13 protein-coding genes are annotated in these 12,470 nt (G+C 66.3%); 2 read left to right on the forward strand and 11 right to left on the reverse strand.

Translation table 11 applies throughout. The features are described from left to right. Positions 1 to 16: 16 nt before the first annotated feature. The 7 genes from HDC94_RS11000 to HDC94_RS11030 all read right to left on the reverse strand — a co-directional run bounded on the left by HDC94_RS11000 (position 17) and on the right by HDC94_RS11030 (position 5,210). On the reverse strand, positions 17 to 211 hold the full coding sequence (locus HDC94_RS11000) for a hypothetical protein (protein WP_179497502.1): 195 nt from the start codon (positions 209 to 211) through the stop codon (positions 17 to 19). Between the two features lie 19 nt (positions 212 to 230). After that, entirely contained in the window at positions 231 to 1,496 is a 1,266-nt protein-coding gene (locus HDC94_RS11005) for a glutamate-5-semialdehyde dehydrogenase (protein ID WP_179497504.1), read from the reverse strand. After that, a complete protein-coding gene (proB, locus tag HDC94_RS11010; protein ID WP_179497506.1) occupies positions 1,489 to 2,295 on the reverse strand; it encodes a glutamate 5-kinase in 807 nt (268 codons plus the stop codon). The genes HDC94_RS11005 and proB overlap by 8 nt, the downstream gene beginning before the upstream one ends. Beyond that, positions 2,288 to 3,829 (reverse strand): GTPase ObgE, encoded by a 1,542-nt coding sequence (gene obgE, locus HDC94_RS11015; RefSeq protein ID WP_179497508.1) that lies wholly within the window; start codon positions 3,827 to 3,829, stop codon positions 2,288 to 2,290. Before obgE ends, proB begins: the two co-directional genes overlap by 8 nt. A 118-nt stretch (positions 3,830 to 3,947) precedes the next feature. Continuing rightward, positions 3,948 to 4,199, reverse strand: a complete 252-nt coding sequence (gene rpmA, locus HDC94_RS11020) for a 50S ribosomal protein L27 (protein WP_179497510.1) — start codon at positions 4,197 to 4,199, stop codon at positions 3,948 to 3,950. Positions 4,200 to 4,213: 14 nt separating this feature from the next. Then, complete coding sequence (rplU, locus tag HDC94_RS11025; protein WP_179497512.1) at positions 4,214 to 4,522, reverse strand: 50S ribosomal protein L21; 309 nt, start codon at positions 4,520 to 4,522, stop codon at positions 4,214 to 4,216. Between the two features lie 121 nt (positions 4,523 to 4,643). Then, positions 4,644 to 5,210: a hypothetical protein gene (locus HDC94_RS11030; RefSeq protein WP_179497514.1), complete on the reverse strand. Its 567-nt coding sequence runs from the start codon at positions 5,208 to 5,210 to the stop codon at positions 4,644 to 4,646. A 103-nt stretch (positions 5,211 to 5,313) separates the two neighbouring features. On the opposite strand from HDC94_RS11030, the gene HDC94_RS11035 reads away from it, so the two are divergent. Next, complete coding sequence (locus HDC94_RS11035) at positions 5,314 to 5,577, forward strand: DUF4031 domain-containing protein (RefSeq protein WP_179497516.1); 264 nt, start codon at positions 5,314 to 5,316, stop codon at positions 5,575 to 5,577. On the opposite strand, the gene HDC94_RS11040 is transcribed toward HDC94_RS11035, so the two are convergent. Genes HDC94_RS11040 through HDC94_RS11055 form a run of 4 tightly spaced genes read right to left on the reverse strand, consistent with a single transcriptional unit; the run spans position 5,574 to position 11,477 of the window. After that, complete coding sequence (locus tag HDC94_RS11040) at positions 5,574 to 7,097, reverse strand: hypothetical protein (protein ID WP_179497518.1); 1,524 nt, start codon at positions 7,095 to 7,097, stop codon at positions 5,574 to 5,576. The two genes, HDC94_RS11035 and HDC94_RS11040, sit on opposite strands and share 4 nt — an antisense overlap. Further along, positions 7,078 to 7,827, reverse strand: a complete 750-nt coding sequence (locus tag HDC94_RS11045; protein ID WP_179497520.1) for a TIGR03943 family protein — start codon at positions 7,825 to 7,827, stop codon at positions 7,078 to 7,080. The genes HDC94_RS11040 and HDC94_RS11045 overlap by 20 nt, the downstream gene beginning before the upstream one ends. Beyond that, positions 7,814 to 8,890: a permease gene (locus HDC94_RS11050; protein ID WP_179497522.1), complete on the reverse strand. Its 1,077-nt coding sequence runs from the start codon at positions 8,888 to 8,890 to the stop codon at positions 7,814 to 7,816. Before HDC94_RS11050 ends, HDC94_RS11045 begins: the two co-directional genes overlap by 14 nt. Before the next feature lie 43 nt (positions 8,891 to 8,933). Then, the gene (locus HDC94_RS11055; RefSeq protein WP_179497524.1) at positions 8,934 to 11,477 is read right to left on the reverse strand and encodes an Rne/Rng family ribonuclease; all 2,544 of its coding nucleotides are present in this window, start codon (positions 11,475 to 11,477) and stop codon (positions 8,934 to 8,936) included. Positions 11,478 to 11,837: 360 nt separating this feature from the next. Between HDC94_RS11055 and HDC94_RS11060 the strand changes: the two genes are divergently transcribed. Next, complete coding sequence (locus tag HDC94_RS11060; protein ID WP_179497525.1) at positions 11,838 to 12,446, forward strand: vitamin K epoxide reductase family protein; 609 nt, start codon at positions 11,838 to 11,840, stop codon at positions 12,444 to 12,446. The last annotated feature ends 24 nt before the right edge of the window (positions 12,447 to 12,470 follow it).

Below are 12,470 nucleotides of genomic sequence, written 5' to 3' on the forward strand. Positions count from 1 at the left end.
GAGGCCGGTGGTCGCCCTAGTGGCCTGCGCCGTGAGAGTCCTGGCCCTTGGATGCCTTGTTGGCGTGGCGGTTCGCCACATCGCGGTAGCTCCACGTGACAAAGCCGAGAAGCGTGAAGACGGCGACGGCGATGCCTGCGAATGCGAGCGGCGGCATCAGGAGGGGCGCGAGTTCCTCTGTCTCGGCGAGCACGGTGGCAAGAAAGTTCATGCGTGTAATCCTAGCGGCGTTACGCGCGCACCTGTCCGCTGCCGCGCACGATCCACTTGGTGCTCGTGAGCTCGGGGAGACCCATCGGTCCTCGCGCGTGGAGCTTCTGCGTGGAGATACCCACCTCAGCACCGAACCCGAACTCTCCCCCGTCGGTGAAACGGGTGGATGCGTTCACCATCACGACCGCGGAATCCACCTCCGCGAGGAACCGCTCGGCACGAGACAGGTCGTTGGTGATGATCGACTCGGTGTGGTGCGTGGAGTAGTCGCGGATGTGCTCGAGCGCGTCATCCAGCCCGTCCACGACGCGAACCGCGAGGTCGAGCGACATGTACTCGGTGGCCCAGTCCTCCTCGGTGGCGGCAACCGAATCGGGGAAGATCGACCGGGCACGCTCATCGGCGTGGATCGTCACGCCCGAGGCGCGGAGACGGTCGAGCACCGCGGGGAGCAGGCGCGCTGCGGCCGCCTCGCTGACCAGCAGGGTCTCGAGCGCGTTGCAGACACTCGGACGCTGCACCTTCGCGTTGTGCACGATTTCGACGGCCGTCGTGAGGTCGGCCGAGTCATCCAGGTACACATGCACGACGCCCGCGCCCGTCTCGATCACGGGGACCTTCGACTCGCGAACAACCGTGTCGATGAGCTGGGCGCTGCCTCGTGGGATCAGCACGTCCACGTATCCGCGGGCCTGCATGAGCTGGGTCGCACCCTCGCGCCCGAACTCGTCGATGGTCTGGACGGACTCCACCGGGAGGCCAACGGACTTGAGCGCACCCTGGATGAGGGAGACGAGCACGCGGTTGGTGTTCTCGGCAGCCGAACCTCCGCGCAACACCACGGCATTGCCGCTCTTGAGCGCGAGCGCCGCGATATCGATGGTCACGTTGGGGCGCGCCTCGTAGATGGCACCAACAACACCGAACGGAACGCGAACCTGCGTGAGCTGCAGACCGTTCTCGAGTGAGGAGCCACGCACGACGTCTCCCACTGGATCGGGAAGCGCCACGATCTCGAGCACCGCGCTCGCGAGGGATGCCAGGCGGGACTCGTCGAGACGAAGTCGGTCCTGGAGAGCAACGCTCAGGCCGTTCTCGCGCCCGTTGGCGAGGTCCAGCTCGTTGGCCGGCAGGATGCTCGCCGCTCCGGTGGCGACCGCCTCAGAGATCGCCCGCAGCGCGTCGTTCTTCTGCGCCGTCGTGGCCGTGGCCAGCGCGCGAGCAGCGACGCGGGAGGCAGCGAGCTTGTCAGTCAGGGAGGTGAGAACAGCAGACTCAGGCATGCGAAGAGTCTACGACCGGAGCGGCCTCAAACCAGGTGCCGGATTCCGTGCCCGCGAGGGCTCCCGCGACCACGCCCGTTGCCGCCAGGAGCGTTGGGATGCCTGCGGCCGCGGCGAGCTTGGCCGCTGCGACCTTCGTGCCTGCCCCGCCCGTACCCACGCCTGCTACTCCGATGTCGCCGAAGGTCACGCCCGCGAGGTCGTCATCGAACGGCACACGATCGATGCGGGTCGCGCCAGGCTCCCCCGGAGGCCTCGTGTACAGCGCGTCGATATCGCTCAACAGGACCAACACGTCCGCGCTCACGAGGATCGAGACCATGGCCGCAAGGCGATCGTTGTCACCGAAGCGGATCTCCTGCGTTGCCACCGTGTCGTTCTCGTTGACGATCGGCAGGATCCGCAGGCCGAGCAGCCGCTCCACCGCACGCTGAGCGTTGCTGCGGTGGGTCGGGTTCTCCATGTCCCCCGCCGTCAGCAGGATCTGGCCGGCCACGATTCCGTACCGGTCGAGGCTGTGCTGGTAGCGGAAGATGAGGACGTTCTGGCCCACGGCGGCTGCGGCTTGCTGGGTGGCGAGGTCAGTCGGTCGAGAGTCGAGCTTGAGATAGGGGATGCCCGTGGCAATAGCACCGGACGACACGAGTATCACCTCGGCACCCCGCGCGTGCGCTGCAGCCAACGCATCGACCAGCGGACCGATCTGCGACACATTCGGGCCGCTGACGGAGGACGAGCCGACTTTCACGACGATACGGCGCGCGTTCGCGACATCCGCGGGGTTGCGAACCTCAGCCATCTGACTCGTCGTCCTTACTCACCGCAAATCCCTCGTCGTCGGTCCACAGGCCGGAGGCGCGCTCGGCTTCGAGCTCGGCTCGGGCAGCGGCCTTGGCATCCATGCGCTCGGTGTAGCTCGAGCGGCGCTCCTTGTTGGTCTGGCGATGGTTGTCGTCGAATCGGCTGTCGGTGCCACGCGGGCTCGTGATGAGCTCGGCCGCCGACGTCATGGTGGGCTCCCAATCGAACACCACACCGTCACCGCCGCCGATCATGACAGTGGAACCGGGAACCGCCCCAGCCTTGAAGAGTGCCTCGTCGGTGCCGATCTTGGCCAGGCGGTCGGCGAGGTAGCCGACGGCCTCCTCGTTGGCGAAGTCGGTCTGGGCGACCCAGCGTTCGGGCTTCGTGCCGAGAATACGGAACGTGTCGCCGTAGGTGCCGCCTTCGACGCGGATCGTGAAGTCCTGCTCGTCGACCGGGCGCGGCCGGATCACGATGCGGGGCTTGACCGTTTCGGCGAGGGCACGGGCGGCCCGCTCGGACTCGACGATGTCGGCGAGGGCGTAGGACAGCTCGCGCAGGCCGGAGTGCGTAGCCGCCGAGACCTCGAACACCTGGTACCCGCGCGCCTCGAGTTCGGGCTTGACCATCTCGGCGAGATCGTGCGCCTCAGGAACGTCCACCTTGTTCAGCGCGATGAGCTGGGGGCGGTCGAGCAGCGGACGCTGACCCTCGGGAACCGGGTATGCGGCCAGCTCGCCGAGGATGATGTCGAGGTCACTGAGCGGGTCCCGGCCGGGCTCGAGGGTTGCGCAGTCGAGCACGTGGAGGAGCGCGGAACAACGCTCGACATGGCGGAGGAACTCAAGCCCCAGCCCCTTGCCTTCGCTTGCGCCCTCGATAAGTCCCGGCACATCCGCGATCGTGTAGCGGGTCTCCCCCGACTCCACGACACCGAGGTTCGGATGCAACGTGGTGAACGGGTAGTCGGCGATCTTGGGCCGTGCCGCGCTCATCGCGGCGATGAGGCTGGACTTTCCGGCTGACGGGAATCCGACGAGTGCGATGTCCGCGACGATCTTGAGTTCGAGGAGCACGTCACCCTCGAAGCCGGGCGTGCCGAGGAGCGCAAAGCCCGGGGCCTTGCGCTTGGTGTTCGCGAGAGCGGCATTGCCGAGACCGCCCTGGCCACCGGGGGCCACGACGAAACGCATGCCCGGGGAATCGAGATCGACGAGCTCCGTGCCATCAGGATCCTTGACGACAGTGCCCACGGGCACCTCGAGGATGAGTTCCCGGCCGGACGTGCCCGCGCGGTTGTCTCCCATACCAGGCTGGCCGTGGTCCGACTTGCGGTGGGGCGAACGGTGGAACCCGAGAAGCGTTGTCACCTGTGGGGACGAGACGAGGACGATGTCGCCGCCGTCGCCGCCGTTGCCACCGTCGGGGCCAGCGAGCGGCTTGAACTTCTCGCGACGAACCGAGACGCAGCCGTTGCCGCCGTGACCGGCACGCAGGTGAAGTGTCACCTGGTCAACAAATGACGCCATGATGAACCTCCCTGTCGTGCTTGCTTGTGCGGTACCGCGTGTTAAACGGGAAAAGCGAGCCGAAGCCCGCTCTCCGTGACGCTGGGTCGAACAGCTCGCGGTGCGAGCAGTCGAAAACCTAGTCGGTGACGATGTTGACGACCTTGCGGCCGCCCTTCGCGCCGAACTCGACCGCACCAGCGGCCAGCGCGAACAGCGTGTCGTCGCCACCACGGCCGACGTTCACGCCGGGGTGGAAGTGCGTGCCGCGCTGGCGAACGATGATCTCGCCCGACTTGACGACCTGGCCACCGAAGCGCTTGACGCCGAGGTACTGCGCGTTCGAGTCGCGGCCGTTACGGGTGGAGCTAGCTCCCTTTTTGTGTGCCATTAGTGCTCAGCTCCCTACGCGATGCTGGTGATCTTGATACGAGTGAGCTCCTGGCGGTGGCCCTGGCGCTTCTTGTATCCGGTCTTGTTCTTGAACTTCTGGATGACGATCTTGGGGCCACGCTCGTTGCCGAGCACCTCAGCCTTGACCTTGATCTTCTCGAGCGCCTTCGCGTCGTGGGTGATCTTGTCACCATCGACGAACAGCACAGGAGCGAGCTCGACCGTACCGCCCTGCTCAGCCGACAAACGGTCGAGCACAACGATCGAGCCAACCTCGACCTTCTCCTGCCGCCCTCCGGCGCGCACAACTGCGTAAACCACGTGGATTCCTCTGATTGGGGTGTTGCTATGAAAGATATCTTGCTAAAAGATCGCGGGCATCACAGCGGGCTCAGCCCTGCAGACACCAAGGGTCAACAATACCTGACCGGCGGCACTACGGTCAAACGACGCTCTCCCGTGTCGGCGCGTCCCGGCGAAGCCAGTGCCACAGGAGAATTCCGCCGAGTACAGCGAGCGGAACGATGTCGACGACGACGACGATCGCGCTCTGCAACGACCAGGTGAGGAGCACCGGAATACCAGCGCCGCCGTAGGTCAGTTGAGGGAAGGAGTTGGCAAAGACCGACCGGTCGAGAGAAGTCGCGATCACAAGGTCGACGATCACCCTCACCAGCGCGTAGAAAACGGAGGCGAGCACGGCGGCAACGATCGACCGCATGATCGCCGTCCGCAAGCCCTCCGCACCGGTTATTCGCACCACATAGGCCCACGCAAGGAAGAGCCCCACCGTGATGGGGACGATGAACGTGCCGGAGCGGTACGGGATGTCCGACCACAGGTAGGCGCCAGAGTCCATCTCCAGCGAGCCAGAAGTAGATGCGTAGGCGATCAGCCCCATGACCTTCTCGATGAGAACGCCGAGGACGAGCCAGCCGCCGACACCCGCCGCGACGAGCGCGGCCTTCTTGCGCCCGCTCAGCACCGACATCTCGGTCGTTGTCGTCATGCCTCTCCCCCTCGTTGCAGCTGATCCCTGTTCACGAGCCTAACGAGGGCGTCGCGCGCTCCGATAGGTACCATGGGCGAACCCACATCTCCGGAGGCGAGCCGTGATCCTCATCGACCAGCCGATCTGGCCAGCGCACGGCACTGTGTGGGCTCACATCGTGAGCGACAGCTCACTGGAGGAGTTGCACGAGTTCGCGGCGAGGGCGGGCATCCCCGAGCGCGGGTTCGACCGCGACCACTATGACGTGCCTGCGCGATCGTGGAACGACCTCGTGGCGCTCGGCGCGCAGCCGGTGGGCGTGCGCGAATTCGTGCGCCGGCTCGAGGCCAGCGGCCTGCGGGTGCCCCAGCGCGACCGGCGCTAGCCCTCCGACGCCGGAGACACCGTTGACGATGGCGGGAGCCACACGAGGTTGAATCCCTCGAAGCTGCGGGATGTCGCGCCCGTCGCCGATTCGATGATCACCGTGGTGGTCGAGGTGGGCCGCGGATTCGTGGGGTTGCCGTCGAGTGCCTCCGCCGTGCCATCCGGAATCAATTCCACGGCCACGTACTGCCCGTTGGGTGACAGGTGGAAGGCGTCGATGCTGTCCCCGATGCTCGGCGGCTGGTAGATCGAACGCCCCTCTGAGCCGTCGTCAACGGCCATCGCGATCGTGAAGACCCCACTCTCGGTCTGGAGTGCCGTCTTCTCGACGATGTGCCCCTTCCAGTCGATTGCGATCTCGCCGACGTACGCGGGTGTCCCATCGACGGGCGACGGCTCGAAACGGGTCTGCTCGCCGGTGGCGATGTCGACGACGATGATCCCCGCAGCATCCTCGCCGACGATGGTGGTGCCGTCCTGCGATATCGCGCGGATGGTGACGAAGCGGCCCACGGGAAGCGGCACCGCTTCTGGCGTGGTCTCGAGCATGAAGGCGCCACCCTCGACGCCGAGGGCGATCAACGACGGGGAATTGGGCAGGAAGAGCCAGTCCGTGACGAGGAGGGGCCCTTCACCCAGGTCGCCGACGGCAGTGATGTTCCTGCCGCGCTCGAGGTCGACGGCGAGGATGGGACTACCCGTCGCCGTGTCGCCGACCTGATCGAGAGGCGTGAAGGTGAAGGCGATGACCGAGCCGACATCCGCCGCCGCGAGGTTGGATATCACTCCAGGCTCGGGCAGCCTGATCTCCTCGACGGCCCCGTCAGCAAGGCTGACGAGCTGCAGCCTGCTCGCACCGTCGTCGGATGCCGTTGCCACGGCCAGTGCTTGCCCCGTCACGTCGAACGAGATGATGTTGGGCGCGGAGTACACCACCTCGCGTGCGCTCCCCGAGAGCTCCGTTCGCACGATCTCATCGACGTTCTCGCCCCGATCGAGGTACATGAGCTCGGGCGAGGCAGTCGTGAAGGAATGCTCGACCGACGACGTCGCACGCTCGCCCAGGCCGCGGAGGTCATCAACACGCACGGTGTAGTCCGTGTCGTAGAACAGCGGCGCATCGAACTGCACCGACACGACCTCCTGGTTGGACGAGGCTGTGGCGGGCACGGAGGGGTCCACCGTGACGCGCGCGGTCGAGGCATCCTGAACCGGCTGGTTGAGGAAGAGCCTCAATTGCTGGTCGGGAAGGTGCACGATCGACGCGGAGTCGAACTGGGCATCGGAGACCTTCGGTCCTTGGCTGCTCCCGATGAGGAGGAAGACCGCGGAGAGGCCCACGAGGCCGACGACAAGACTGACGAAGGCCCTGCGGAACACGTTGGGTGGTGGCTTCTCCCCCGATTCCCTGGCCTTCTGCTCCCGTGCGGCCCGCGCGCTGGCCGACCTCGCCTGGATCGTGTTCTGGGGACGGTTGTTCTTCGCTGAGCTTCGGTTCTTAGAAGAGGTAGGGGTCACTGGGCTGCTCTGTCGGGAGGATCTCGTCGGGGATCACGGCGAGGGGCTGTGTGCTCGAGGAACTGCGGTTGGTATCGAACTCGCCCGTGACCTGAACCCATTCGTCGAGCTCGAGAGTCGACGGCCAGTCCTCGAGGTAGACGGGCACGCCGATGGGCTGGGCGTCGACCGCGCAGCACGTCACGATGAACCTCGACACGTAGAACACGTTCTGCGGATCGCTCTGGTCGGCCGTGACGAAGCCGATGACGTTGACGGGCTTGTCCTGGTAGACCTTGAGGTCGGTGGTCTGGCGCAGCAGTGAGGCCCAATCGAGGGCGTCGAACGCCTCGAACGTGGCATCCGAACTCTCCGCGATCTCGGAGACGTTGGCCGTGGAGCCGCCGAGCGCCGAGCTGTTGATCTCCCGCTGGTCGGCCGTCGCGCTCGACAGGGTCGCGGGAGGCAGGACCACCATGCTGACCGCCACGGCGCTCGCGAGAATGACGGCGACGATGCCAAGACCCTTGGCCGCCTTCGACGGCGGCTCCTCGACATCGCCTCGACCACCGAGAAGGATGCTCGCGACGATGAGCACCGCGGCGATGACCATCATGACCACGGTGAAGACGATGTACCGCGGGTGGATGTAGAGCACGAGCTGGTTGTTGGCGGCGAGGATCAGCGTCGCGACCACGACGACTCCGACGAGTGCCACCCCGCGCCAGCGCTGAAGGTTATGCCAGGACATTGACTACCAATCCGAGAAGTGCGGACAGAAGGCCCACTATGACGGTCAGTTGGAGGAGGGTCTTGGTCGTGAACGTCGTGCGCATGATCGCGAGCATCTTGATGTCGATGATGGGCCCGAACACGAGGAAGGTGACGATCGACCCGGGCAGGAATGTGCTGGCGAACGGAAGGATGAAGAAGGCGTCGACGCTCGAGCACACGGCAATCACGAACGCGAGGACCATCATCGCGAGGACTGACCACAGCGGGTTGCTGCCGAGCGAAACGAGAACGTCGCGCGGTACTGCCACCTGGACGGCACCGGCGACGAGCGCGCCGATGAACAGCGCGGGCATGATGACGCTCGTCTCACGCACGAAGATGTCGATGCTCTTGCCCCAGCGGGTGCCGTGCTCCTCCTCGCCGCGCTCGCACTGCGCGGCGAAAGCGGGAGTGAGCAGTTCGTGGGGCTTGCGGTGGAGGCTGAAGAGCCAGCCCACGATGTTCGCTATGGCCAGTCCGCCGAGGATACGGGCGACGAGAATGCCGTCGTCGAAACCGAAGGCCGCATGCGTTGTGATGATCGTGACCGGGTTGATGATCGGCGCCGCGATCAGGAAGGTCATCGATTCGGACACCGTGAAGCCCTGGGTGATGAGTCCGCGGGCGAGCGGAACGTTGCCGCACTCGCAGACGGGAAGGGCGATGCCGAACAGCGAGATGAAGAACCGGCGGAGGACGGGGTTCTTCGGCAGGTAGCGCTGCAGGAGGTCGTTCGGCAGCCACGCCTGCACCACGATGGACAGCGCGATGCCGAGGATGACGAAGGGAAGCGACTCCACGACCACGCTGATCGCGAGCGTCAGCAGATCCTGCGCCTGGTTCGGAAGCGTGACGCTCCCGCCACTCAGGATGGGTCGGACGGCGAGCAGAGCCCCGATTCCCACGACTCCGACGATCAGCCAGATGATGCGGCGGCGGGTGACCTTCGGGCGGCTGTGATCATGTTTGTGGTGATGATCGTGATGGGAATCGTGCGTCTGAGCGCGACGATTATTGCCCGGTTCGGTCCTGGTTGCCATCCGGCTCAGTGTAACAAGGGCGGCGAGGGCGCCCGAATCGGAGTCAGTCCTCCGACGCGGGTGCGCTCACAACCTGTCCGGCGCTGCCAGCGCGACGCGAGACGCGACCCCTGCTCGACGTCGTGCTCTTGGCCTGCGGAAGGCTGTCCAGCACAGTCTCGAGCAGCTGCTCGGTTTCGGGCGCGGCCGCCTTGCGCGGGCGACGTGCTTTCTTCGCCACGGGGATGTCGAGGATGGCGACGGTGGTCTCCTCCGCCTCAACGGGAGCCGTGGCATCCGTCTTCTGCGTTCGGGTGTCCGAGGACTCCAGGGGCGCAGCGGCCGTGGACTCGGCGTTCTCCGCCTGGCCCTCTGCGGTCTCGTCGTGGTTCACCGTGACCGAGGCCACGCGGGCGAGGGCGTTGCGCACGTCCTCCGTGATCGCGTGGGTGCCGACCGAGCCGACGCCGTTCTTGACCGTGGGGGCAGCGGATGCTCCGCCGTTGCCGCCACCACGATTGCGACGGCGCCCGCCACCCTGCTCGGGCTGCGGCGACTGCACCTGCGGACGGTGCTTGGTCACGGGGTCGTGATGCACGATGATGCCGCGACCGGCGCACACGTCGCACTGCTCGCTGAACGTCTCGAGCAGGCCGAGACCCAGCTTCTTGCGGGTCATCTGCACGAGACCGAGCGAGGTGACCTCGGCCACCTGGTGCTTGGTGCGGTCGCGGCTGAGACACTCGACGAGGCGGCGCAGGACGAGATCACGGTTGGTCTCGAGCACCATGTCGATGAAGTCGACCACGATGATGCCACCGATGTCGCGCAACCGGAGCTGGCGGACGATCTCCTCCGCTGCCTCGAGGTTGTTCTTCGTGACCGTCTCCTCGAGGTTTCCGCCAGAGCCGACGAACTTGCCGGTGTTGACATCGACGACCGTCATGGCCTCGGTGCGGTCGATGACGAGCGATCCACCGGAGGGCAGCCAGACCTTGCGGTCCAGAGCCTTCTCGATCTGCTCGGTGACACGGAACTCGTCGAACGAGTCACCCTTGCCCTCGTAGCGCGACAGGCGATCGAGCAGGTCGGGTGCAACGGACTTGAGGTAGGTCTCGATCGTCTCGCGCGCATCGTCGCCCTCGATGACGAGCTTGTGGAAGTCCTCGTTGAAGACGTCCCGGATGATCTTGACGAGCAGGTCCGGCTCGGAGTGCAGCAATGCCGGAGCCTGCTGCGTCTCCACGAGACGGCTGATCTCCGCCCACTGGCTGGTGAGTCGCTGGACGTCGAGCGTCAGCTGTTCCTCGGTGGCACCCTCCGCGGCGGTACGAACGATCACGCCGACGTTCTCGGGGAGCACCTCCTTGAGGATCTTCTTGAGGCGGGCACGCTCGGTGTCGGGCAGCTTCCGGCTGATCCCGGACATCGAGCCGTTCGGGACGTAGACGAGGTAGCGGCCCGGCAGGCTCACCTGCGAGGTGAGGCGTGCACCCTTGTGGCCGACGGGGTCCTTCGTGACCTGCACGAGGACTCGGTCGCCCGGCTTGAGCGCCAGCTCGATGCGACGGGCCTGATTCTTGCCCTCACCCTCTGCGGCGGCGGCATCCCAGTCCACCTCGCCGGAGTACAACACGGCGTTGCGTCCGCGACCGATGTCGACGAACGCGGCTTCCATGCTGGGGAGCACGTTCTGGACACGACCCAGGTAGACGTTGCCGATGAGGCTCGCCTCCTGCGACTTGGCGACGTAGTGCTCGACGAGCACCGAGTCCTCGAGGACGGCAATCTGGATGCGACCGTGCTTGGAACGGACAACCATCTGGCGGTCGACGCTCTCGCGGCGGGCGAGGAACTCGCTCTCGGTGACGACGGGACGACGGCGTCCAGCGTCACGACCGTCGCGGCGACGCTGCTTCTTCGCCTCGAGACGAGTGGATCCCTTGACGCGCTGCGGCTCGGTGATCGGCTCGGGCTGGGGACGCGGCTGGCGCACGCGCACGACCGTGCCCGGGGCGTCATCCCCCGCGCGCTCCGCCTCGCCACTGCGGCGACGCGAGCGGCGGCGAACCGAGCCGCCGTCCTCGTCCTGGTCCGTACGAGGTGAGAGGGGCGGCAGCGGCGGAAGATCCGGGGCCTGGAAGAGGAGGGATGTCGTCGACCGCGCAACGAGCGGCTGTGCGGCCGGTGTGGTCTCCTCGGTGCCGTCGGCCTCCACGGAAGTGGCGGGCTCGACCGGCTTCTTGGCGCGAGTGCGCGTGGTCCTGCGGGGAGCGGGCTCCTCGGCGGGCGTCTCGTCCGGTGCCGAAACGCCGGTCGATGCGGAGGCGGACACGTGGTCGGCCGCGCTCTTCGCCGTGGTGCGTCGGCGTGGCGTGGATGCACGGGGGGCGGCATCCGTCTCCGCGGGGAGCACGGCTGCCTCGGTGTGGATCTCGGGCACGGCCTGGGGTTCGGGCGGCGCGGGCGGAACGGGCAGTTCCTGGGGCTCCGGCGCCGTCGTCTCGGCCTTCGTGGGCTGGGCCGCGGCTCGCCGACCGAAGAGGCCGAGCCTCTTCCTGGGCGCGCTCGTTGGACTGGTTTCGACTGAGTCGTTGTCTTTCACCATCGCTGGTGTACTCCTTGCCCAGCAGGGACCGCGCCCCTGCGGGTACTCTCGTGCGCTGATTCGCCCCTCGGCGAACCGCTACCAATTCTTCAGGTCAGTACCGGGCCCTTGGCTCGCGGTACGTCGTGCGCTGTCACCACACTGGTGTCACTACTGCGCGGAACTGGCTATCCGCCCTGCGTTGCGCTTCAGAAGTGCAACATTCCTGGCCCGGTTGCGCCGCAACGGCTGCTGCCCGGCAAAGCTGTTTGGCGTCAGCGCGAGCGCGGCCCGGCTGACTACGCCAAATTATCGCATGCTTTGCTCGGATTAGGACTTTGTGCCCAGCATTCCCTGCGTGGCGGCTGCAATAATCCGAACATGACTGACGTCGTGCCGCAGCGCAGGCCACTCTCCCTGGCGATCATCCTCATCATTACCGGCGCGATCGGATGGTACGCAGCCTTCGCCCTCACTCTCGACAAGTTCGCCGTGCTCGTGAATCCCGAGGCGGACCTCGACTGCAACCTCAGCGTGCTCGTGCAGTGCGGGGCGAATCTCGCGTCGTGGCAGGGAGCCATACTCGGCTTCCCGAACCCGGTACTCGGACTCGCCGGTTTCGTCGCACCCATCGCGGTCGGGGTTGGGCTGCTCGCCGGAGCCACCTTCGCGCGCTGGTTCTGGATCGCCTTCAACGTCGGCGTCGCCGCCGCCTTCGGCTTCTGCCTCTGGCTCATGACACAGAGCATCTTCGCGCTCGGCACCCTGTGCCCGTGGTGCATGCTCACCTGGTCGGTGACGATCCTGATGTTCTGGACCCTCACCCTGAGCAATGCGCGCGCCGGAGTGTTCGGCGCGCGGCTCGCGCCCATCGGCGCAAGACTCTACGGCTGGACCGCGGTGTTCACTCTCGCCACGTACCTCATCATCGCGATCATCGCGCAGGTACGCCTGGACTTCCTCACCGAGATCGCCCTGATGCTCCGCTGACCTCGCGCTGATCGCTCCCGTGAG

This window comes from Leifsonia sp. AK011, assembly GCF_013410945.1.
Taxonomy (GTDB): Bacteria; Actinomycetota; Actinomycetes; order Actinomycetales; family Microbacteriaceae; genus Rhodoglobus.